The sequence below is a fragment of the Acinetobacter sp. ANC 5054 genome (genome assembly GCF_002135295.1).
In the GTDB taxonomy this organism is placed as follows: Bacteria; Pseudomonadota; Gammaproteobacteria; order Pseudomonadales; family Moraxellaceae; genus Acinetobacter.
The window spans coordinates 42672-64863 of the sequence record NZ_NEGG01000017.1 but is presented as its reverse complement, the minus strand read 5'-3'; the positions used below and the strand labels follow the sequence as shown (position 1 = coordinate 64863).

The following is a 22192-nucleotide window of genomic DNA, read 5'->3' as shown; positions in this document are numbered from 1 at the left end:
AAACTATTTCACCCGCAACAGTTCATTCCAATTGCTTAAATAAGCAGGGGAACATAGATTTTTTTTCATTCTCCATGTTGCTGCATCATTTTGAGCTAAACCAATCGAGACAAAATGATGACCAAAATTTTTCTGAATGTGATCGACCGTATCGGATAATTTTGCGCGGGTTTCGCGCTGGGCGATATCGCAAAATAAATCAGGGACAAAATTTTGCTTGGGGATCAATTCCATTAACACCACGCCCGCTTTTTTATACTTAAATCCTGCTTTAAAAATTTTCTCGACAGCATGTATTGCAGCTTGGGTAATATTGAGCAGATCATCACTATGTTCATTTAAGGTGATGGCGGTATAAGGCATATATTTTTCAGTGCTATTGAAACGGCCTGTTTGAATAAAAACCCCGACCACGCGGCATAAAGATTGATCCTTTCTTAATCGAGTGACTGCCCGCGAGATATAGAGCCGAATCGAAGCCTTAATATCTTCAAGCTCATAGACGGGTTGTCCATAAGAACGGCTGCTAATAATTTGATGTTTGCGTGGCGCATCTTGTTCAATATTAATGCAGGACATTCCTTGCAATTCACGCACAGTTTTTTCCATCACCACGCTAAATTTGCACCGTATATCTTTAGGATTCGCCTCGATCAAATCTAGTACATGATGAATCCCCATGGCATTGAGTGCCTTAGAGTGATTACGTCCAATGCCCCAGACTTCATTGACTGGCGTTTGAGCTAAAAGCAGCTCGGACGAACAAGGATCCATGTCGATTAAATTGCACACACCTTCAAAATAGGCATTTTTTTTCGCTAAATGATTGGCTATTTTTGCTTCCGTTTTAGAACGCCCCACACCTACACAGCAGGTGAGACCTAACCATTTATAAATGGTGTCTTTCATCTGTTTGGTATACAGACTTAAATCAACAATATCTTGATAACTGGTTAAGTCTAAAAAGCATTCATCAATAGAGTAAATTTCACGATCTTCAGGGTGAACAAATTCTCCTAAAATGTTCATAAATCGGTTCGACATTTCGGTATAAAGACCATAATTGCTGGATAGCACCTGAACTTGATGCTGCTGTATCAATTCCTGAATTTGAAATATAGGAACCGCCATTTTTATGCCTAAATCTTTGGCTTCTGGACTGCGTGAAACTACACAGCCGTCATTGTTTGATAGGACAACCACAGGGACTTTATTTAAGGCAGGGTTAAACACACGCTCACAACTGACGTAGCAGTTATTGACGTCAACCAACGCAAAAACTTTATTTTCGGCTTTCATAGTGAATTCTGATTGTTAGTTGTGCGATGAGCGCTTATAAAATTGCTTTAAATTAAATGTCACAACACCTTGCACAACGATGGATTCACTATCCGAGAGAATAATATGCTCATAGGCAGGATTTTCAGCCTTTAGCCAAACCTCAGGTAAGGCTTTATTGGGATCACCAAAAATATCGGCAATTTCTTCTTTCGACATTTTGGCTGTAATCATGAGCCGCTTGAGTGTGATTTCACGATTATCAATCAGCGCGACCACAATATCGCCATGTTTGGCTTCTAAGCTGCGATCAACTAAAAAAGTGTCATTAATTTCAAAGCCGGCATTGAGCAAAGATTCACTGTCTACATGTGCAATAAAGGTAGCAAGGGGATTAATCACCAAGAAATCATTTAGGTCTAAGACCTTTTCAAAGACATCTTTATTGGCAAAAGCAGGGCCAGCAGGAATACGCTCTAAGGCCACTGGCAGTTCAATATTTGAGTTTTTTTGGATGGCTTGAACGTTCAATGACGAATTGAATAAGGCTTGATCAGCACATTGTTCGAGTAAAGCATTGATGGTCGGACTGGGTTTGCCGTCATCTCCCATGAGCTGTTGTAGAGATGACCAAGCTTCGTCCGAAAAATAAATCGGCAGTTTTTTTGACATATTTTGCTCCTACGCAACGAGGCGTGTTTGAAGAAAATTATTTTTTTAGCATACGCGTTGAGCAGGTCAATTTTCAAATTTATAAAACCTTTAAAATCATAACTGCGACAAGTTGAGTCGTTTTAAATATTCCAAAAATTATCATCAGCTCCAAGAAAATAGCGTGTTGTATTTTGAACAAAGGGTATATTGCTGCCCAATCGCAGAAAGCGGAATGATTGCTAAAAATTGCAATAAACAACTCGTTTATTTGCCACAAACTTGATAACTTAAATTTTTTATATTCAGAAATAGACATGATGAAAAATATATGGATTTTAGCTGCACTGACAGCATTTATGGAGGGTTGTAGTACAACACAGCAAACTGAAAATACACTAGAAAAAATTGGTATGGCAAATCCAGCCAGCCAATATTGTGTAGAGCAAAAAGGTAAACTTGAGATTCGTGATGAAGCAAATGGTCAGGTGGGGTATTGCCATCTGCCAAACGGGCAAGTGGTTGAAGAATGGGCATTATTCCGTAGTAGCCAGACCCAATGTGTAGCCGAAAAGGCCAAAACGCTGATTGGCCAAGCAAAATTGACAGAAGATCAGATCAAAGCAATTAGCCAAGCTCAAATTGTCCGTTTAGTAAAACCTGGGCAACCAGTGACAATGGATTATCGTGTAGAGCGCGTAACCGTCACTGTAAATCCAATCAATCAGAAGATTATTCAAGCAGCTTGTGGTTAATTCAAAACTCATAAAAAAGGCCCGAATGGGCTTTTTTTGTTTGTTCGGCTGCTACTAATTTAAATGACAAATCCATTACGATCTTTTATATTGCGTCCTGATAGGAGATATTCATGAAAAAGTTATTTGCTTTATCTGTGATTGCAGCTTTGGTTGGCTGTGCTGAAAAAGCCCCTTTAACTCCAGAACAGCAATGGCATGGTTACTGTAAAAGTGTAGGGAATGCTGCACGTACGATTATGTTAGATCGTCAAAATGCAATTGAAAAAGACAAAGCAGTTGAGCATGCCAGCAAGATTGAGGATGAAACCACCAAAGGATTTATTCTGAACATCATTGATGAAGTTTATGCTTTGCCGCAAGCTGAAATTAATGCAGATGTTGAAAAAGCACGTGAAAAAATTCGTGCTGAGTTTACTGAAAAATGTATCGCAACACCGCATACCGAAATGCCAGATTACAAACCGTTCTAAGGAACGGTTTTTTTATGCGAGATAATACGTAAAGTAAAACCTAAACGCTGTATTAATCAGTTGTCAGTTACAACAGATAGCAATCCGTCGTTTAGCCATATGATTGAGTTCATGCATATTTCTCTTTTGGTTATTTTGAGCACGAGATATTTAAACACTTAAAATAGCCTAAGCATAGCGAAATACAAATTGTGACAACTTGCTAATTCATAAATATAGAAAAGCTTATCTTTTTAATGAATAATAATTTTAGAATCATAAGAAAGAAGGAGCGGCAGAATGGACGTAATAGGCTATATGCATAACGCGGATCTACTCCTAGAAGACGAACAGGGTGTAGCCATAATTGGTGGCGGAAACTATGTGCTCAGTATTGGAGATAAAGTCATCTTGCGCCAAAAACTCGAAAATGAATCTCAACGCTATTTAGTTGATATCACCTTTGCTAGCAACCAACATCAAAGCGTTTGCCAAGACGAATGGTGTGTAAAATTTATTGGTGATCGAACAGAACTTCAACAATATAAAAGCTTAACGACAGTCCACTAAGGTTGAATATGCAAGCTTTTTAAAATCAGGCAACATTTGGTTGCCTTTTTCTATAAATAGATTTTAGTCAAAAGTTAAAAAGTGCTTTAAAAAATATACTCTAAGTACTGATTTTGTTTATTGTATATACGATATGAGCATCATTTATTTATAAAATAATGGGCATCACGAAGAAACACTTGTAGTGCATTAACTTTTAACTGGAATTTTAGTAAAATTTAGCAGTCCATATTACTTATGAAGCTTTCAAGGAAGCAAAATATTCGTAAGTGATTTTTTAAAAAAGAGGAATAACACCGTGCTAGAAGCTTACCGCCAACACGTTGCAGAACGTGCCGCACTCGGAGTCCCACCGAAGCCACTTGACGATGCTCAAACAGCTGCATTAGTTGAATTATTAAAAAATCCACCAGCTGGCGAAGAAGCATTCTTAGTTGATTTGCTTGAAAATCGTGTACCAGCAGGTGTTGACCAAGCTGCTTATGTTAAAGCTGCATTTTTAGCTGCTTTGGCTAAAGGCGAAGCGACTTCTCCTTTAGTAACTAAAGAACGTGCGGTTTACCTACTAGGTACTATGCTTGGTGGTTATAACGTTGCTCCTTTAGTTGCACTTCTTGATGATGCAGAGCTTGCTGAATTAGCTGCTGAAGCACTTAAGAAAACTCTTCTTGTATTTGATGCGTTCCACGACGTTGCTGATAAAGCAAAAGCGGGTAACGCAAATGCACAAGCAGTTATGCAATCTTGGGCTGACGCTGAATGGTTCACTAGCCGTAAAGACGTTCCTGAAGAAATCAAACTTACAGTTTTCAAAGTAACTGGCGAAACTAACACTGACGACTTGTCACCTGCACAAGACGCATGGAGCCGTCCAGACATTCCGCTACACGCGAATGCAATGCTTAAAAACGAACGTGATGGCATCAACCCTGAAAAACCAGGCGAAGTTGGTCCACTTAACCAAATTAAAGACCTTATCGCGAAAGGCAACCAAGTTGCTTACGTAGGTGACGTTGTTGGTACTGGTTCATCTCGTAAATCAGCAACTAACTCTGTACTTTGGTTCTTCGGTGACGACATTGCTCACATCCCGAACAAAAAAGACGGTGGTTACTGCTTAGGTTCTAAAATCGCTCCGATTTTCTTCAACACTATGGAAGATGCTGGTGCGTTACCAGTAGAAATCGATGTTCAAAACATGAACATGGGCGACGAAATCACGCTTAAAATTGACCACGCTGCTGCTAAAGTAACTGCGTTCAAAGACGGCGCTCAAATCGCTGAATCTGAACTTAAAACTCCAGTTCTTCTAGATGAAGTACGTGCTGGTGGCCGTATCAACCTTATCGTTGGTCGTGGTTTAACAACTAAAGCTCGTGAAGCTCTTGGTCTTGCACCTTCAACTTTATTCCGTACTCCAGTTCAACCTGCAGCTACTGGTAAAGGCTTCACTCAAGCTCAAAAAATGGTTGGTCGCGCATGTGGTCTTCCTGAAGGTCAAGGTGTACTTCCAGGTACTTACTGCGAACCTAAGATGACAACTGTTGGTTCTCAAGATACAACAGGTCCAATGACTCGTGACGAACTTAAAGATCTTGCTTGCCTAGGCTTCTCTGCTGACCTAGTAATGCAGTCTTTCTGTCACACAGCTGCGTATCCAAAACCAGTTGACGTTCAAATGCAGCACTCGCTTCCTGATTTCATCATGAACCGTGGTGGTGTATCACTACGTCCAGGTGACGGTATTATTCACTCTTGGTTAAACCGTATGCTTCTTCCAGATACAGTTGGTACTGGCGGTGACTCACATACTCGTTTCCCAATCGGTATTTCATTCCCAGCGGGTTCTGGTCTTGTAGCGTTCGCTGCAGCAACTGGTGTTATGCCACTTGATATGCCTGAGTCTGTTCTTGTTAAGTTCAAAGGTAAAATGCAACCTGGTATCACTCTACGTGACCTAGTACATGCGATTCCTTACGTAGCGATCCAAGAAGGCGACTTAACTGTAGAGAAAAAAGGTAAGAAAAATATCTTCTCTGGCCGTATCCTTGAGATCGACCTTACAGAAATGGAAACTGACCTTACTGTTGAGCAAGCGTTCGAACTTTCTGATGCTTCTGCTGAACGTTCAGCTGCTGGTTGTTCTATCACGCTTTCTGAAGAGAAAGTTGCTGAATACCTTAAATCAAACATTACAATGTTGAAATGGATGATTTCTGAAGGTTATGGCGATGCTCGTACTATGGCGCGCCGTGTAGAAAACATGGAAAAATGGTTGGCTAACCCATCACTTCTTAAAGCTGATGCTGACGCTGAATACACTAAAGTGTATGAAATCGACCTTTCTACAATTACTGAACCAGTTCTTTGCTGCCCGAATGACCCAGATGACGCTAAATTGCTTTCTGACGTTCAAGGCGTGAAAATTGATGAAGTATTCGTAGGTTCATGTATGACTAACATCGGTCACTTCCGTGCAACTGGTAAGTTGTTAGAGAAAGTTCCTGGTGGCGTACTTTCAACTCGTTTGTGGATTGCTCCACCTACGCGTATGGACGAACGTCAACTGATGGAAGAAGGTTTCTACAATACTTATGGTAAAGCTGGCGCGCGTACAGAAATGCCAGGTTGTTCATTATGTATGGGTAACCAAGCACGTGTAGCTCCGAACACTACTTGTGTATCGACTTCTACTCGTAACTTCCCGAACCGTCTAGGTCAAGGTGCGAACGTTTACTTAGCTTCTGCTGAGCTTGCTTCTGTTGCTGCTGTACTTGGTAAATTACCAACTCCAGCTGAGTACCAAGAATATGCAGCTCAAATTGATAGCATGTCTGCAGACATCTACCAATACTTAAGCTTCGACAAAATGGGCGACTATACTGACGCTGCTAAAGATGTTGATACTAAGAAAATTGCTGCTGCTCAATTGACTTAATGAGCAAGGATTAAGAAAAGCCGAAAGACTTTTCCCTAGCGCAAGAGTAAATCTATGATTTTCTTGGAAATTAAGCGTTATGCAATATAAGATAAGGGCTGATTTATCAGCCCTTATTTTTTTGAGTATTTAAATGCAAGAATATATTGATAATTTAATAAAGCAGACTGTAGAAATTATTAATAAAGATAAAGATCATGGCGATTATTTTAATTTATTAATGTTGTCGGGTGTTGGAAGCAGTGAAGTATTTACCCATACACCTATTCTTAAAGAGTTATTAGATCCTAATGGATCACATGGGCAAAAAGATCTTTTTTTAAAATGTTTTATTGATTATTTTGAGCTAGAGTTTGAAATAGATCACTCTTTTTCTATCAAAAGAGAGTTTCGATGTGAACAAGGTCAGATTGATTTGTTATTAGAAAATAAAAATAAAGTAATAATAATAGAGAACAAAATTTATGCAGTGGATCAGAGTAAACAGCTAAATAGATACTACGATTATTGTATTGAAAGGAAAAAGATTCCTACAATAATTTACTTAACATTACACGGTGATGAACCCACAAAATCCTCATTAGGAAAAATTAAAAGTATAAAGGGGAAATATTTTATAGAAAAGAATAATGAGATTAATTCTATAGATTTACAATGTTTGAGTTACCGAGAGGATATCAGTAGTTGGCTTGAAAGAACATTATTTTTAGTTAAAGAAACTCCTAATATTAAAGCAGCACTTAATCAGTATTTAAACTTGCTAAAAATGTTGACTGGAAAATTGATAACAGTAAATAAGGAATTAAAAAAAATGTTAATTGATATAGCACCTGTTGAGTTAGAAGCTATTAGAAAACTTTCTAATCAATTTAACAGTAGTGAGTATCGCGGTGAATTGCTTTTTAAATTATTTGAACATTTTGAAAAGAAGTTAATAGAAACAGGTAATTTTGATATTTTAGATGATTTCTTGGATATAAATTACACACTTAAAAAGTGTCAAAAATGGTTTAAACAAGTTAGTTCTAAAAATAAAGCTGAGGATCGAGAAGTAATTGGATGTGTTTTAAGAAGTAAAATTAATCCAAAAGTAACATTCTTATTTATTGCTGCTACTAATTATATGCATTATGGGATTATTTTAGATAATGGTGATGAAGAAAAGCTAAAAGAGATTATTAGTATATTTCCAAATTGGGATATACGTTTAAATTGGAAAAAAATTGAGAAGCCATGGATTAGCTGTCCTGTACCGAATCTTAGAGATTTTACTGATGAAGCTTTAAAATTATTGGCAATAAGAGATAATTATTATTTAGAAAATTTCATACAAGAAAGAATTAATGAATTAGAGACTTTAAACAAACTATGCAATTAGTCAATTTTTAGTATTTTAACACCATAGTATTTGGATAAATAATTATTTGAATCAATCAGACCAAATCAATATTGGTTTGATTGATAGTTTTTATACTCATGCGATTGGCTATACTTTACAGTTGAGTCAATCCATCGTCTAATCTGCATATTGGAAAATGAATTAGAAAGTTGATGTAATAATATGGCAAAACAATCCCGCTTCCTCTGTATTGGTGGTTTCCTCAACGGAACACAAGTCAAAGACCAAGGTGACAGCTTTATCTGTGTCGAAAAAGGTAAAAATGTCACCTATACCAAAAAAGAAATCTTCCATCCAGACTCGTGGGATCATGACTATTATGTCTGCGAAACCACCACAGACAAACAAGCTCATAACTGGGTGTATGACATAAAGTAAAATCTCAAATAAGGTTAATCTAAATACTCATAAACCGATGCTCAGAACATCAAATGATCTGAGCATTTTTATTTTTAAGTATCTTTCGAGCTAATAAATAAGCTTAAAAGTTGGAAGGAGTTGTGTTTTTACATTTTTCTAGCTGAAAACAACCACAGAATTATGTAAAAAGATAAATAAAATTGAGTACTTAAGATTAAATTATGAATTATGAGCTAGATGCTTTTTTGACAATTGTCATGGCGGTTTTGGTTTTATTTATCGGCTATTTCTTCGTAAATAAAATTTCCATACTGAAAAAATACAACATTCCTGAACCTGTCGCAGGTGGTCTAGTTGCAGCAGTCATTACTTTTATATTGTTTAAAAATTTTGATATCACCATAAATTTTGATGCAAATATACAGCAAATATTCATGTTGATGTTCTTTACCTCTGTAGGTTTGAGTGCAAGTCTAGGTAAGCTCAAAGAAGGTGGAAAAGCACTTATTCTATTCTTAGGATGTGTGATTGTTTTTGTATTGCTGCAAAATGTAGTGGGTATAAGTCTTGCGAAAGCCTTAGGTTTAGATCCGCTTATTGGTTTGATTACTGGCTCAATTACACTCACAGGTGGACATGGTACGGCAGGCGCTTGGGGAACAGTCTTTGAGCAAGATCATGGCATACAAGGTGCAGTGGTGTTAGGGATGGCAAGTGCGACATTTGGCTTAGTCATCGGCGGTATGATGGGTGGCCCAGTGGCTAAGTTTCTAATTCGTCGCTTTCAATTAGCAGAAGAAATCATTCCAGCTACAGGACGTAATGAAGCGCCGCCAGCTTCAGAAACAGCACCTTTTGAATATCCAGAAAAAACACGTTTAATTACCGCAGATGATGCCGTAAAAACCATGGGGATGTTTGCCATTTGCATTAGCTTTGCATACTTCATGACAGACTTTGCACGAGGACAATGGTTTGAATTGCCTACTTTCGTTTGGGCTTTAGCTTGTGGTGTGTTTTTAAGAAATACACTCGAATTGGTGTTTAAAATTGAAATGTTTGATCGCTGTATCGATGTCTTTGGTAATGCGTCTTTAGCACTGTTTTTATCTATGGCACTCATGTCATTACAGCTTTGGTTGTTGGCAGATTTGGCAGGGCCATTGGTTATTATTTTAATGGTACAAACTTTGGTTTTAGCATTGTATTTGTACTTCGTGACGTTCCGAGTTATGGGCAAAAGCTACGACGCTGCTGTGCTCTGTGCAGGGCAATGTGGTGTCAATTTGGGAGCGACGCCTACGGCCATTGCAAACATTCAAGCCGTCACCAATACTTATGGTCCGTCACATAAAGCCTTTTTGATTATTCCGCTTACAGGGGCTTTTTTTGTCGATATCGTAAATGCCTTTGTCATTCAGTTTTCGATTGGCATATTCAGTTAATCGGAATGGTGAACTTCAAATAGAAGAATAAATAGCGCCTAAGGGCGCTTTTTTTAAAGCTAATCTAAAAAGTAATAAACGATTTTAAAAACCCAATGGGATCAAACTGAAGGATTGACCATTTGCAGTTAATTCTGAAATTATTATAATGCCCAAAATTTATGCATAACGATAAAACACAATGATTAAAAACTTTTTACTCGCACTCAGCATCAGCGCATTATCTATAAATCTATACGCAGTGGAATATACCAAAGACTTGGTTGCAAAAGCTCAAAAGGGCGATGCTCAAGCACAATATGAAGTCGGGCAGTTGATTTACCATGGTAAAGGCATTGCCAAAGATAAGAATACAGGTTTTGCATGGATGCTTGAATCTGCTGAGCAAGGCTATGCACCTGCACAAGTGAGTGTGGGCGAGTCGTATCATTGGGGGATTGGTACAGAAAAAAATCGAACCAAAGCGTTTGAGTGGTTTCAAAAGGCCAGCGCGCAAAAATCTCCGAAAGGCACATATGAATTATCTGTTGCTTATACATTGGGTGCAGGGGTTCAGAAAAATATAAATAAAGGCAATCAATTGCTTTTACAATCTGCTGAATTGGGCTATGTGCCAGCTATGGTGTATTTGGCACAGGCTTATCGTACGGGTGAAAGCGAAAGCAATACTGAAAAAGATTTGAAAAAGTCATTTTACTGGTATGACAAAGCTGCCAGTACGGGTGATAAAGATGCTATGTCAAATCTAGGTGTGATGTATGAAGAAGGTAGTGGTACAACACAGGATAATACGCAAGCATTAAAATATTATTTGGCGGCAGCAAAGAAAGGTGAATCTCTGTCACAATTTAATATCTGCCGTTTTTATTTTTATGGCACACATCCATTAAAGCAGGATTATGAAAGTGCATTTAAGTGGTGTAATGCTGCTGCGAAGCAAGATGATTATTATGCCAAGTTGTTTTTGGGTCGCATGTATGCTCAAGGTTTAGGTGTTAAAAAAGATAAAACTATGGCAATCAAGTGGTATAAACAAGTCAGTGAAGAGGATGAAGCCGCTGAATATTTGGCGGCAAATAAAGTTAAATAATTCGGAACTTATACGGTTTAATAGAATGCAGTTAAATGCTGCATGTGTGAGATTTCTTGGAACGAAGACCAAATCGTAGACATTAAAAAGCCCCATGGTTAGGGGCTAGTCGTATCACTCGCGTGATACTCATATAAGGCTCATCTCATACTGCGTGTATTAGAACATAAATCTAAAAATTTTTCAGAACTATCATCCTAAAAAGTAGCATTTAACGAGCATTTGCTTGCGCTGGTACAGTCATTTGACTGTCATTCGCAGCATTAGGTATACGAGGTGCATAATTTAAGCCGAGCGTTGTACTGGTATATTCACGAATATTATTCAAGAGCACTGGGTTTGCACTCAAATCCTGATTATATGAACGTACAATTTCTTTCAGTTTAGGATTCCACGCACCTTTAACTTGCGTAGGGAATGATTTTTCTAAAAGATTCAACATAATATATGGCGATGTAGACGCACCTGGTGATGCACCAAGTAGGGCAGTTACAGCACCATCTTTAGATGCAAAAATTTCTGTACCAAACTCAAGTGATGCAGGTTTGCCTGGTGCTTTTTTTATGATTTGTACACGCTGACCACCTTGGTTCAGCTTCCAGTCATCAGCTTTGGCTTCAGGATAATATTTGCGCAGTTCAGCTAGCTGCTCATCGTGTGAAAGCATAACTTGGCTGACCAAATATTTCACTAGATCTAGATTTTCAAATCCAATCTTCGTCATTGGCAGCACATTGCTTTTATTTACAGAGCTAAACAAGTCAGTTTCTGAACCATTTTTCAGGAATTTGTTTGAATATGTGGCAAATGGTCCAAATAGCACATATTTCTTACCATCAATATAACGCGTATCAATATGTGGCACAGACATAGGAGGTGCACCTAATTCAGGACGACCATACACCTTGGCCGTATGTGCAGCAGTAACGGCAGGGTTATCCGTCATTAAGAATGTACCGCCGATTGGGAAACCTGCGTATTGTTTAGCCTCTGGCAAGCCTGTAAGTTGCAGTAATTTTACCGCGGCACCGCCCGCCCCAATAAATACAAAGCGGGTTTTAACATGGCCTTCTTTATTGTCATTTAAATTTTTAAAAGAGATGGTCCAAGTTTTGTCGTCGTTTTGACTGATGCCAGTGACTTCGGTAGAAGTACTTAATTTAAAGTTAGGCTGTTTTTCTAAGTGAGAAACCAGTTGGCTAGTAATCGAGCCATAGTTTACATCTGAGCCCACATCCATATAGGTTGCAGCGACTTTTTGATTGGCATCACGACCATTCATGACCAAAGGTGCCCATTGCTGAATCACTTTCGGATCTTCAGTAAATTTCATGCCATAGAACATTGGGCTTTTAATCATTGCCGCATAGCGTTTTTCTAAAAACTTAACATTGTCGCCCCAAACAAAGGCAATATGTGGAACGGGGTTAATAAATGACTTTGGATTACCCAAAACACCATGATTAACTTGGTAGGACCAGAACTGTTTTGCTACTTCAAATTGCGAAGCAGTATTTACAGCTTTGCTAATATCCATTTTTCCGTCTTTTTCAGACGTATAGTTCATTTCCATAAAACCAGAGTGGCCCGTACCCGCATTATTGAGCCCTTTAGAGCTTTCCATTGCGACTTGGTCGAGCCGTTCATACATTTGGATTTTCCAATCCGGCTGCAGTTCATTTAAATACGTACCTAAAGTTGCACTCATAATCCCACCGCCAATGAGTACTGCATCGAGAACAGGTTCATCAGCAGCGGTTTTGACTTGTTTAGATGCAATCGGTCTAAACAAGAAAATCAATCCAGCAACTAGTACGATAATAATGAATATGAGCAGGTATTTTAAAAATTTCTTCATTATCATGATCTCTGCTTGTTTTAATTATTTTAATCATAAAAGGAAAATTATGGAGACAATGTGGAGAAATGTAATGACAATAAGTTTTTGAGTAGTCTTATTTGAAATTAATTGAGATAGTTTTTATAAAAGTTATTAATTTACAGCTTGTTATGGGTGTCTAGTTATTGGTGATAAAATAAACTAATTATTTTTAGCCCAAGTATTTCACTTGAGCTAAAGCATTGAAACCGATGCATCGGAACTGGACATCATTTGTATTTTTTAAAATAAGTTAATAATGATGATGTTCGTGATCACTCAATCATCATTAAATCTGCACTACCGGCAGATTTTAACTGGCGTAAGGCAAAAATTGAGCGCGTGTGGCGTATGCCTTTCATTGAATATAAGTTTTTTCTCAAAAACCGCTCATAATGTTCAGCATTCTTCACAGCAACTTTGACCAAATAATCATAATCACCCGTCACCAAATGCGCTTCAACCACTTCAGGCATATTGGCCAGTGTTTCACTAAATTGATCTAAAATTTCATCATCATGACGTTCTAAAGTAATTTCAATAAAGAACAATTCATTGATACCAATCGCTTTGGGATTGATATTGGCAGTATAACCATCAATAATTTTAAGATTTTCTAGGCGCTTTAAACGTGTCCAACAAGGAGACGATGACAAGCCGACACGTTCGGAAAGCTGCGCAATGGTCAGCCTTCCATCTTCACTTAAAGCAGATAAAATTAAGCGATCAATTCTGTCCAAGTTATGACGTGTTTCACTCATGCTTATACGGAATATTAATTAGAAAAATAAGTTATACCATTTATTCACCAATAAGGCTGATGAAAATAGAAACAGTTAAATGACACTGATCATGCAAAGGAAAATAGCATTCAAATGAATTGATATAAATAAGTCGGCAAGCGTGGTTAAAGTAAGCTGAAAAAAGTAGGGCAGTAAAGATAAGATATACGTGATATGAAAAATATAAAAAGTACCACCCAGCCGGATTACTGACTGAGTGGCAAAAATTAAACGTGTAAAGCTTGCTCAATCACAGACCAAAGATTTTTGTGCGAAGATTTAAACATCATCATATGCCCAATGGTTTTATGACCAGTTGCTTTCGGTTTTAACTCAATCATTTGTATGTCAGCATTTGGATATAAACGAAGTAGATCTTTAACATTTGCTTCGGTGGCAATTTCATCATCTGAACTCCACATAGCGGTAATTGGACAGTTAATTTGTTTATGGAAGTCATATTGCACTGTTTTACCTAATGCATTAATCACATAACCAGGTTTGCTACAGAACTGCGCCCATTCTCGGGCAACGTCTTTCGGAAGGTTTTCACCCATGCCAATTGCATTGGTTGGACCATAACCCAAAGTGAAGCGAGCAATGGGGAAAATCACATTAAACATGACAGGTGCGAGCAGTTTAGTTCGACCTTTTAAATCTTTGACGTGACCAGTGGAACCAGATACAGCAACGACTTTGGCAACCTTGTCATAATTCGGCACAATCCCTAAAAGCTGTCCACCAGCGCTATGTCCCAGTAAAATCACTTGCGGAGCATTCGTTTTATCTAACAATGTTTCAATTGCAGCGGGAATATCCAGTTGCCCCCATTGCACAATGCTAGCTGTAGATTTTTTTAGTGGCCCGTAGAGAGATTCACCAATGCCTCGAAAATCAAATACCAATACGTCATAGCCTTGTTCGCACAGCCAAGTAGCATAACTATTATAAAATTGCTTAGTGATGCCTGTAGCTGGACAAATGAGCACAGGTAAGGGTTTGGCTATTTTATTTTGATGCGCATAGAAACGTGCGCTTAATGTGTAGCCATCTTGGCATTGGATATTCAGATTTTCAAACTGTGACATGATTTTTACGAATGGCTTTGTTCCGACTATTCTAATTTACACAAGTTCCAAAAAGAAACTTGTTTAAATAATGACTACAAAGTCATGGGTTATATGTAGAATTGCACTTTTATCGGTCAAAATAGTCAGCGTAAAAGAATAATTTGAAAATGGATGAGAGATGGATTTAATTCAGTTATCAGCTGCTGTAAAAATTGCCATTGTATTTAGTGGTATATATTTGTGGGTAGGCATGCTGACAGGGGTTTGGAAATATATACAAATTCGAAATTCTGAATTGGCGCGTGCGCATTATTATGTCGATATCGCACATCGCAGTAGTTTGTTATATGCTCCAGCAACTTTAATTTTGGCTGTATTGGCATATTTTTCAGCACTTCCAGCAACTTTGAATTTAGCTTTTGTCTTGATCAATATTGGCTTTTTTAGTTTTTCGATATTGAGTTATGTGCTGCATGGATTTTTGGCAGATACAACGAATCAATTTAAAACTCCACATGTGATTGGAAAATGGTATTTGCCAAAAGCTTTAATGACTGTGGCAATGATCGCTTTGGTCATTGGGGAAGTCGTTGCAACATTTGGATTGCTGTTCGGAGTGATTGTTAAATTTTGGTATTAGGTCTTCTACGTAATGATCTTGAATAAGATTGGTAGGGGGAGAATATGGCTAAAATAATGATCGGGCTAAATTGAAATTGAGGTGAAAAGTCACTTTATTTTTGAGCGCTAAAACTTAATTTTTTATTCTTATTTTTGGTCGAAAGGGTGGCATCTTTTCTTTTTTCAAGATGGATGATGCCTCATCCATCTTCTAGCTTAAAATTCTGCAGATTTCTGCTTTCGAAACTTATGGTCAATGACGGCCCATAAGTAAAACGCAATTGATACGACCAGAGCGTATGCAAAGTATTCAGGTCTTAAATTTCCTTGTATTAAGCCTTGAATCAAAAGTGTCAGCATAAGCGCAATTGTGGTGCTCATATAAGTCACCATGTTTTTATTGGCCTTCAGAGCGTTAATGAAGAATTGCTTTTTGAAATGTACTGATAACATCTCCACCCCTCCTTGTTGTTGTTTCCCAAAACCCCATGATTTTGGTCAGGTTTGATTTACTGTTGTACTTCTAAATTAGAAGTATTTCAATAGCAAATGTCATTATTTTGTCATAAAACCATGTTAGATCTTCGTATAAGAATAAAGCTTTTATTCATATAATAAATATCAGGTATCTTGGTGAGTTGGGATGTAATCAACATTTCAAGACAAATAATATTTATACAGATGATCAAGCAACTTACATACCATTTTGCAGATTAGCGCAATAATGAATGCGGTTTACGACGCGAAACCGATAAGTATACGTGGAAAATGGGGGTTAAATATGGAGATTGTGTTTCATATTGTTTATTAAAGTTATTGAATTTTAAATATTAATATTTTTATTGCTAATTTTTGGCTAGGGTTGTTTTTAACATTTTTGGATTTCAATAAAAAGCAATTTCTGCTGAATATCGCCAAATTTTATTGCACTGTAATGGGACGAATAGATGTCAGTTTGGGTAAAACTCGACAAATATTGGTCACGAATAAAAATCGTCATTCGGGTAAAACTTCGATTTCAGGACAAGGTTAAAAAAAGCTTATTTTTTAATTCTGTCGAATACAGCGGCAATCACCAATACAATGATCGATGGAATCAACCATGCTAAATTTTGTTCAGCAAGTGGTAGGTTTGCAATAAAACTTGGAAGTGAGTCTTTAAATCCAGCAACTTTAAGGCCATCAAAAATACCGAAAATAAATGCACATGCAGTCACAGGGGCAATCACAATCGAAGGCTTATTGAAGAATTTGGCGATAAAGCTTAATAAAATCACTGCAATTGCAGGTGGGTAAATCGCACTTAACACTGGCACTGAAACCGCAATAAGTTTGGTTAAACCTAAGTTTGAAATCAGTAATGAGAAACCAACTAAAATAAATACAAAGATTTTGTATGGAATTTTCGTTAATTCAGAGAAGTATTCAGCACAAGCACAGGTGAGACCAATTGCCGTTACCATACATGCAATAAAGATCATGGCAGATAAGAAATAAGCACCCATATCACCAAATGCATGTTGTACATAAGCATGCAGGATCACTGCGCCGTTTGTAGCATTTGGAGCGATTTCATGGCTACCCATACCCAGTTTAAATAAGCTGATATAAACCAGTGTTAAACCAATACCTGAGATGAGACTTGCGATTACAGCATATTTGGTAACGAGCTTGCCGTCGGTTACACCACGTGAAGTGATGGCTTTTACAATCACAATACCGAAGACCAAAGCACCAAGCGTATCCATAGTTAAATAACCATTTACAACACCTTCTGAAACGGGTGCAGAAACGTAGTTATTAATGGCAGGAGGTACAATGCCAGCTGGCAAGAAAAATGCTGAAATACCAAGGATAACTAATCCTAAAATTTTCAGTGGTGAAAGGAAGTAGCCGACTGTATCCAAAATTTTATTTGGATAAAGTGAAACCAAAGTCACCAAAGCAAAATAGATCAGGCTGTAAATCATCAAACTGCTGGCAGAGTCACCAAAGTAAGATGAAAAACCAATTTCATAAGAAACGGTTGCGGTACGGGGGGTTGCAAATAAAGGACCAACAGCTAAATAACAAATCACGGTGAGTAAAATGCTGGCAGCTTTACCCAAAGGTGAACTTAAAACCTGAATGGAACCTTCTACACGTGACAAAGCTATAATCGTGATAACAGGTAGACCAACTGCGGTGATGAGAAAACCAAACGCAGCTAACCATACATGTTCACCTGCTTGCTGTGCGACAATCGGTGGGAAAATAATGTTACCTGCACCAATAAAGAGTGCAAAGGTCATAAAACCTAAGGCAACAATATCCCGAGTACGGAGACTTGTCATAAAAAAGGGAGATGAACGATGGAAAGCGCCAATTTTAGTGCAAATGTCAGTGCTTTTGGGTGTTAATTTATGAATCGTATATATAATTTTTATAATATTTTTACCGATTATATTAAAAGATAAAATGATGTTTTATTTATACGATTGATAATTAAAAGGAATTATTGTGAATAAATGGTTTTACTGGCTGGCTTCTGGGTTTCGATATTTTTTAGCTATTAAACAGTTGTTCTAAATTTCAGCATTAAAAGTTGAACAATGGGGAAAATTTACATGGAAAAATGACGTGCATAAAACAAAAAAAATCTAAAAGGTCTATAATTCATTAATTAAAATTTGAGGATGTTCAGATGAAAGCTTCCAAAATCACGATTAAAACCGAGCAAGATATTGAAAAATTACGTATTTCAGGTCGTCTTGCCGCACAGGTTTTAGAGATGATAGGGGAGTATGTCAAGCCGGGTGTGACGACGGAATATCTTGATGACATCTGTAACGATTTTATTGTCAATACACTAAAAGTGATTCCAGCCAATGTTGGCTATTATGGTTATACCAAAACCACCTGTATTTCACCCAACGAAGTAGTCTGTCACGGTATTCCATCTAAAGAAACAGTATTAAAAGATGGCGATATTATTAATATTGACGTTGCAATTATTAAAGATGGTTATTTTGGTGATACCAGCCGCATGTACTCTGTAGGCACAGTATCACCTGCTGCGAAAAAATTGGTTGAAACCACTTATGAGGCAATGGTTGCAGGTATTCATGCTGTGAAACCGGGCGCAACTTTAGGTGATGTCGGTCATGCCATTCAAACCGTTGCACACCGTGAAGGTTATAGCATTGTCCGTGAATATTGTGGTCATGGGATTGGTAAGGTGTATCACGAACAACCAAGTGTTTTGCATTATGGGCAACCAGGTCAAGGTGTTATTCTGAAGAAAGGCATGGTCTTTACCATTGAACCGATGATTAATAGCGGTAAAGCACGGACCAAAGAGCTTAAAGACGGTTGGACGGTGATTACGGCTGACCGTTCATTGTCTGCACAATGGGAGCACATGGTAGTGGTAACAGATACAGGTTTTGAATTGTTATCGCCATGGCCAGAAGGTACTGGAAATTACCCTGCAATTTAAGTGATATTTTGCGGTTTGATACGGCTAAATATTTAAAGTTAAAATATTCATTATACAATTGTATATTTTTTAGACTTTGGTCTAGAGTTGGTAAATGAATATACAATATATAGTTTTTAAAACTTAATCATTTTGTTCAAGGCTTGATATTTATGCGGTTGAGAGTTTGAAAGGTATTCAGTTAGAGCTTTTAACGATTTAATATCTTTCCACTTTGCACATAAAATAGCTGTACAGAATCTGCTGTAGTTTCTGAATTTACTTAAGTTTTTAAGTTTTCGCTTACTCACCACGTGAGTAAGCTTTTTTTTGCCTGTAATTTATACTTTTTGTGCGGTACTTAAGGATTCAACCAAATAATCAATAAATACGCGTACCGCAGGCAATAAGCCACGGCGTGAAGGATAGACTGCATGGAATATACCATGTGCGGCTTTCCATTCTGGTAAGACACGAACCAATGCTCCAGATTTCACGTGATCTGCAACAATACTGTCGGGTAACAGTACAACACCACAGTCTTGACAGGCCAAAGCGGCTAACATTGAAAGGTCAGAACCCATCACAGTTGGATTCACTTTGACTTTTTTCTGATGATTTTCTGCGTCGTTCACCACTATATGTTGATCTAGATGTTCATCGGCCATACTCAAAATTTGATGTTTACTTAAATCTTCAGGAACTTTTAAGTCACCAAATTGGTTGAGATAAGCCTGACTTGCAAATAAATGTTGCTCAATCGTGGCAAATTTACGAATCACCAAGTTCGGATCATCATCCAAATTGGAACGCACACGTAGTGCTAAATCAAAGCCTTCATTGATAATGTCGACACGACGATTGGTCACCATCATTTGTACTTTAATTTCGGGATAGCGTTTCAAAAATTCAGGCAAGATTTTGGTCATTTCATTTTGGGCAATCGACACGGGTAGACTGACTTTAATCAAACCGCGTGGCTGTGTACTTAAATGATCTACTAAATCGTGTGCAGCTTGAGCGGCATTCATCATCACTTGTGCATGACGATAAATATTCATACCGATATCTGTCACCGCAAAGTGGCGTGAGCTACGCTGAATTAAACGTACGCCTAGACGCTCTTCTAAATTATAAACACGTCGACTAAGTTTGGATTTTGGAATATCAGTGGCGCGTTCAGCTGCACTAAAGCCGCCATGTTCAACCACTTGAGCAAAACAATAAAAATCATCCAGATCGCTGAGCACTTGTCTTATTCCATATTTGCAACAATGTTGCTAATTAACTTCAACTGTTGCATGAAGTCAATCGTGTTTTGTCGTATTTCAGTGTGTTGAGGCTAGTCAATTGCCAAGACTAAAGTCGGGTTAACCTGCTAATCGTTTCACATTAGGATGACCAAACAATGTAAGTGGTATAGTCAGCTGTTAAATAACTGAATTTGACAGATGTGATTTGATTGTCGTCCTGATATATTCAAGCAACATGCCATCAAGAAAGAAAATCGACATTAAAGGATAATGTCATGGAACTAAGACATTTACGTTACTTTGTCGCAGTTGTAGAAGAACAAAGTTTTACCAAGGCTGCTGAAAAGTTGTTTATTGCCCAACCACCACTAAGTCGTCAAATACAAAATTTGGAAGAAGAATTGGGTGCGCAACTTTTTGAACGGGGAAGCCGTCCTTTAAAGACCACCACAATTGGCCGCTTCTTTTACCAGCAAGCAGTTAAATTACTTGCTAATGCTGAAGAAATTAAGCTTATTACTCAACGTGCAAGTGCCACTGAGCGTACGATTAACATCGGTTATGGTGGTTCATTGCTTTGTGGTTTATTGCCACGCATTGTTTATTTATTCCGTCAACAATATCCACATTTAAATGTAAATTTGATTGAACTCAATGCAATGGATCAAATCCAAGCGCTCAAAGAAGGGCGTGTAGATGCGTGCTTTAGCCGAGTGCGTGTATCGGATCATGCGGTGAAGCGTGTATTACTGCGTGAGGAACGCTTAATTGCTGCGGTTCATTCAAGTCATCCCTTGTCTTCGCAGCCACAGATTTCTTTGAATCATTTAAAAGATGAGCAAATTTTTGTTTATCCAGCGACTGATGGTCAAAGCTACGCATCCCTAATTAAATCCTTATTTTTAGAATATGGTATGGAACCTAAGCGCTTTAATACTCAATCGGATTTACAACAATCTCTGGGTATGGTGGCTGCTGGCGAAGGGATTTGTATTGTGCCCGAATCGGTTCAGATCATGCAGTTTAGACACGTGAACTACGTGAAGTTGTCCGATACTGCAGCAATCAGTCAGATTTATTTAATTGTTAGAAATGATGATGAAGGCGAGTTGGCACGACCACTATTTGACTGTGTTTACCAAGTGTATGACTTGGAAGCGATTGAGTATGATCGACGTGTTTTCTAAGTCCTAAAGCATGGGTTTTTAGTGAAAATGTTTTGAAAAAAGAGCTCATCATGATGGGCTCTTTTTATTGCAGATTAATGATGATGTTGATTTAAGAATTTGGTAATTTCACGACTGAATTTAATCGGCTCGCTGATTAAAGGTGTATGACCTGATTTATGGAAAATTATTTGTGTGGCATGAGCTAAACTGTCTGCCACAATACGTTGACCTTGCGCAGCATATAAAATTGATTTTTCACCAGTGAAAAAAGTTGTCGGTGCTTTTAACTGCGCAATTGCCTCGCGGTAGTCTTCTTTATGATGTAAATAATTTTGTATATACCAATATAAATAAGCCACGCTTTGACTCGGCAGCATCACTTTTTGTAAGAGTGCTTGATTATAGGCATAATGAAACAGCTTTAAACTCAAGGGATTGCTGTTTTGTAGGTCGATAAAACGCAGCCAAGCATTGATGAGCTGTTGTCGACTGCCTTGATCCATCTGCTGCGCAAAGGGCACAGCAAGATTTGGTTCAAGTACCGTTGAAATGTTCTGTAAGATATCTAAAAATTCAGTATGGCGTTTACCATACAGGCCATATTTCCAATCTACATCCACACTGATTTTTGGCGTTTGATCAATATGTAAATAAGCTTTGATTCGCTCTGCAAACTGCCCATATTTTAAACCGTGCATGGTGGTGGTTGCCCCCATAGAATAAGCAATGACTGTGAGCTGTTCATAACCTAATTGCTCGACCAAAGATTCAATATCTCGCCAATGGCTCGAAATCGTATCTAAGTCAGGGATAGCACAGTTTTTCGAACCACCAAAACCGCGCCAATCTGGAATAATAAATTTAAAATCTTTGCGATGAGTATAAAGAAAAGGATGCCATTGCCAACTTTGCATACCCAGACCAGATAGCACCAATACGGGTTCACCTTGTCCATATTCTCGGACAAAGAGTTGAGCGCCATCAGGCATGGTGTAATGCGGCATAGCTTAATCCTTTAATCTT

At 38.0% G+C, this 22192-nt stretch carries 20 protein-coding genes; 11 read left to right on the top strand and 9 right to left on the bottom strand.

The annotated features are described in order from the left end of the window. Nucleotides 1-3: 3 nt before the first annotated feature. A complete protein-coding gene (locus B9T33_RS15155; RefSeq protein WP_086179721.1) occupies nt 4-1299 on the bottom strand; it encodes a Y-family DNA polymerase in 1296 nt (431 codons plus the stop codon). A gap of 15 nt (nt 1300-1314) precedes the next feature. After that, on the bottom strand, nt 1315-1950 hold the full coding sequence (locus B9T33_RS15150; RefSeq protein ID WP_086179720.1) for a LexA family protein: 636 nt from the start codon (nt 1948-1950) through the stop codon (nt 1315-1317). 299 nt (nt 1951-2249) lie between these two features. On the opposite strand from B9T33_RS15150, the gene B9T33_RS15140 reads away from it, so the two are divergent. From B9T33_RS15140 to B9T33_RS15105, 8 genes are all read left to right on the top strand, one after another. Further along, nucleotides 2250-2684: an I78 family peptidase inhibitor gene (locus B9T33_RS15140; RefSeq protein ID WP_086179738.1), complete on the top strand. Its 435-nt coding sequence runs from the start codon at nt 2250-2252 to the stop codon at nt 2682-2684. Between the two features lie 113 nt (nt 2685-2797). Then, nucleotides 2798-3157, top strand: coding sequence for a hypothetical protein (locus B9T33_RS15135; protein ID WP_086179718.1), 360 nt, complete (start codon nt 2798-2800; stop codon nt 3155-3157). A 279-nt stretch (nt 3158-3436) separates the two neighbouring features. Next, on the top strand, nt 3437-3706 hold the full coding sequence (locus B9T33_RS15130; RefSeq protein ID WP_086179717.1) for a hypothetical protein: 270 nt from the start codon (nt 3437-3439) through the stop codon (nt 3704-3706). A 298-nt stretch (nt 3707-4004) separates the two neighbouring features. Next, a complete protein-coding gene (locus B9T33_RS15125; protein WP_086179716.1) occupies nt 4005-6644 on the top strand; it encodes a bifunctional aconitate hydratase 2/2-methylisocitrate dehydratase in 2640 nt (879 codons plus the stop codon). 133 nt (nt 6645-6777) lie between these two features. Continuing rightward, complete coding sequence (locus B9T33_RS15120) at nt 6778-8022, top strand: PD-(D/E)XK nuclease family protein (protein WP_086179715.1); 1245 nt, start codon at nt 6778-6780, stop codon at nt 8020-8022. A gap of 183 nt (nt 8023-8205) precedes the next feature. Next, complete coding sequence (locus B9T33_RS15115) at nt 8206-8421, top strand: hypothetical protein (protein WP_086179714.1); 216 nt, start codon at nt 8206-8208, stop codon at nt 8419-8421. Nucleotides 8422-8624: 203 nt separating this feature from the next. After that, a complete protein-coding gene (gltS, locus tag B9T33_RS15110; RefSeq protein WP_086179713.1) occupies nt 8625-9848 on the top strand; it encodes a sodium/glutamate symporter in 1224 nt (407 codons plus the stop codon). 181 nt (nt 9849-10029) lie between these two features. Further along, nucleotides 10030-10938 carry a tetratricopeptide repeat protein gene (locus B9T33_RS15105; protein WP_086179712.1) on the top strand — a complete coding sequence of 303 codons (909 nt, stop codon included), beginning with the start codon at nt 10030-10032 and terminating at the stop codon, nt 10936-10938. A 211-nt stretch (nt 10939-11149) separates the two neighbouring features. Here the strand turns inward: B9T33_RS15105 and mqo are convergent, their stop codons facing one another. From mqo to B9T33_RS15090, 3 genes are all read right to left on the bottom strand, one after another. Beyond that, nucleotides 11150-12796, bottom strand: coding sequence for a malate dehydrogenase (quinone) (gene mqo, locus B9T33_RS15100; RefSeq protein ID WP_086179711.1), 1647 nt, complete (start codon nt 12794-12796; stop codon nt 11150-11152). Between the two features lie 296 nt (nt 12797-13092). After that, nucleotides 13093-13578, bottom strand: coding sequence for an Lrp/AsnC family transcriptional regulator (locus tag B9T33_RS15095; protein ID WP_086179710.1), 486 nt, complete (start codon nt 13576-13578; stop codon nt 13093-13095). A 248-nt stretch (nt 13579-13826) separates the two neighbouring features. Continuing rightward, nucleotides 13827-14687: an alpha/beta fold hydrolase gene (locus B9T33_RS15090; RefSeq protein WP_086179709.1), complete on the bottom strand. Its 861-nt coding sequence runs from the start codon at nt 14685-14687 to the stop codon at nt 13827-13829. 160 nt (nt 14688-14847) lie between these two features. Between B9T33_RS15090 and B9T33_RS15085 the strand changes: the two genes are divergently transcribed. Beyond that, nucleotides 14848-15309 carry a hypothetical protein gene (locus B9T33_RS15085; RefSeq protein WP_086179708.1) on the top strand — a complete coding sequence of 154 codons (462 nt, stop codon included), beginning with the start codon at nt 14848-14850 and terminating at the stop codon, nt 15307-15309. A gap of 197 nt (nt 15310-15506) precedes the next feature. On the opposite strand, the gene B9T33_RS16620 is transcribed toward B9T33_RS15085, so the two are convergent. Together B9T33_RS16620 and brnQ are read right to left on the bottom strand one after the other, a co-directional pair. After that, a complete protein-coding gene (locus B9T33_RS16620; protein WP_086179707.1) occupies nt 15507-15743 on the bottom strand; it encodes a hypothetical protein in 237 nt (78 codons plus the stop codon). A 587-nt stretch (nt 15744-16330) separates the two neighbouring features. Then, nucleotides 16331-17623, bottom strand: coding sequence for a branched-chain amino acid transport system II carrier protein (brnQ, locus tag B9T33_RS15075; RefSeq protein WP_086179706.1), 1293 nt, complete (start codon nt 17621-17623; stop codon nt 16331-16333). A gap of 350 nt (nt 17624-17973) precedes the next feature. Here brnQ and map point away from each other — a divergent pair, with 350 nt between their 5' ends. Then, nucleotides 17974-18768: a type I methionyl aminopeptidase gene (map, locus tag B9T33_RS15070; RefSeq protein WP_086179705.1), complete on the top strand. Its 795-nt coding sequence runs from the start codon at nt 17974-17976 to the stop codon at nt 18766-18768. A gap of 320 nt (nt 18769-19088) precedes the next feature. Here map and B9T33_RS15065 read toward each other — a convergent pair whose 3' ends face one another. Beyond that, nucleotides 19089-19997: a LysR substrate-binding domain-containing protein gene (locus B9T33_RS15065; RefSeq protein ID WP_086179704.1), complete on the bottom strand. Its 909-nt coding sequence runs from the start codon at nt 19995-19997 to the stop codon at nt 19089-19091. A 278-nt stretch (nt 19998-20275) separates the two neighbouring features. Here B9T33_RS15065 and B9T33_RS15060 point away from each other — a divergent pair, with 278 nt between their 5' ends. After that, a complete protein-coding gene (locus tag B9T33_RS15060) occupies nt 20276-21187 on the top strand; it encodes a LysR family transcriptional regulator (RefSeq protein ID WP_086179703.1) in 912 nt (303 codons plus the stop codon). A gap of 74 nt (nt 21188-21261) precedes the next feature. On the opposite strand, the gene B9T33_RS15055 is transcribed toward B9T33_RS15060, so the two are convergent. After that, on the bottom strand, nt 21262-22173 hold the full coding sequence (locus tag B9T33_RS15055) for an alpha/beta fold hydrolase (RefSeq protein ID WP_086179702.1): 912 nt from the start codon (nt 22171-22173) through the stop codon (nt 21262-21264). Nucleotides 22174-22192 lie beyond the last annotated feature (19 nt).

Bases quoted from the DNA above. Each gene is read 5' to 3' on its own strand.
- B9T33_RS15115 (WP_086179714.1), top strand. From the start codon at position 8,206: ATGGCAAAACAATCCCGCTTCCTCTGTATTGGTGGTTTCCTCAACGGA.
- B9T33_RS15090 (WP_086179709.1), bottom strand. From the start codon at position 14,687: ATGTCACAGTTTGAAAATCTGAATATCCAATGCCAAGATGGCTACACA.
- B9T33_RS16620 (WP_086179707.1), bottom strand. From the start codon at position 15,743: ATGTTATCAGTACATTTCAAAAAGCAATTCTTCATTAACGCTCTGAAG.
- map (WP_086179705.1), top strand. From the start codon at position 17,974: ATGAAAGCTTCCAAAATCACGATTAAAACCGAGCAAGATATTGAAAAA.
- B9T33_RS15085 (WP_086179708.1), top strand. From the start codon at position 14,848: ATGGATTTAATTCAGTTATCAGCTGCTGTAAAAATTGCCATTGTATTT.
- B9T33_RS15120 (WP_086179715.1), top strand. From the start codon at position 6,778: ATGCAAGAATATATTGATAATTTAATAAAGCAGACTGTAGAAATTATT.
- B9T33_RS15105 (WP_086179712.1), top strand. From the start codon at position 10,030: ATGATTAAAAACTTTTTACTCGCACTCAGCATCAGCGCATTATCTATA.
- B9T33_RS15135 (WP_086179718.1), top strand. From the start codon at position 2,798: ATGAAAAAGTTATTTGCTTTATCTGTGATTGCAGCTTTGGTTGGCTGT.
- B9T33_RS15095 (WP_086179710.1), bottom strand. From the start codon at position 13,578: ATGAGTGAAACACGTCATAACTTGGACAGAATTGATCGCTTAATTTTA.
- gltS (WP_086179713.1), top strand. From the start codon at position 8,625: ATGAATTATGAGCTAGATGCTTTTTTGACAATTGTCATGGCGGTTTTG.
- B9T33_RS15155 (WP_086179721.1), bottom strand. From the start codon at position 1,299: ATGAAAGCCGAAAATAAAGTTTTTGCGTTGGTTGACGTCAATAACTGC.
- B9T33_RS15130 (WP_086179717.1), top strand. From the start codon at position 3,437: ATGGACGTAATAGGCTATATGCATAACGCGGATCTACTCCTAGAAGAC.
- B9T33_RS15060 (WP_086179703.1), top strand. From the start codon at position 20,276: ATGGAACTAAGACATTTACGTTACTTTGTCGCAGTTGTAGAAGAACAA.
- B9T33_RS15055 (WP_086179702.1), bottom strand. From the start codon at position 22,173: ATGCCGCATTACACCATGCCTGATGGCGCTCAACTCTTTGTCCGAGAA.
- B9T33_RS15140 (WP_086179738.1), top strand. From the start codon at position 2,250: ATGAAAAATATATGGATTTTAGCTGCACTGACAGCATTTATGGAGGGT.
- mqo (WP_086179711.1), bottom strand. From the start codon at position 12,796: ATGAAGAAATTTTTAAAATACCTGCTCATATTCATTATTATCGTACTA.
- B9T33_RS15150 (WP_086179720.1), bottom strand. From the start codon at position 1,950: ATGTCAAAAAAACTGCCGATTTATTTTTCGGACGAAGCTTGGTCATCT.
- brnQ (WP_086179706.1), bottom strand. From the start codon at position 17,623: ATGACAAGTCTCCGTACTCGGGATATTGTTGCCTTAGGTTTTATGACC.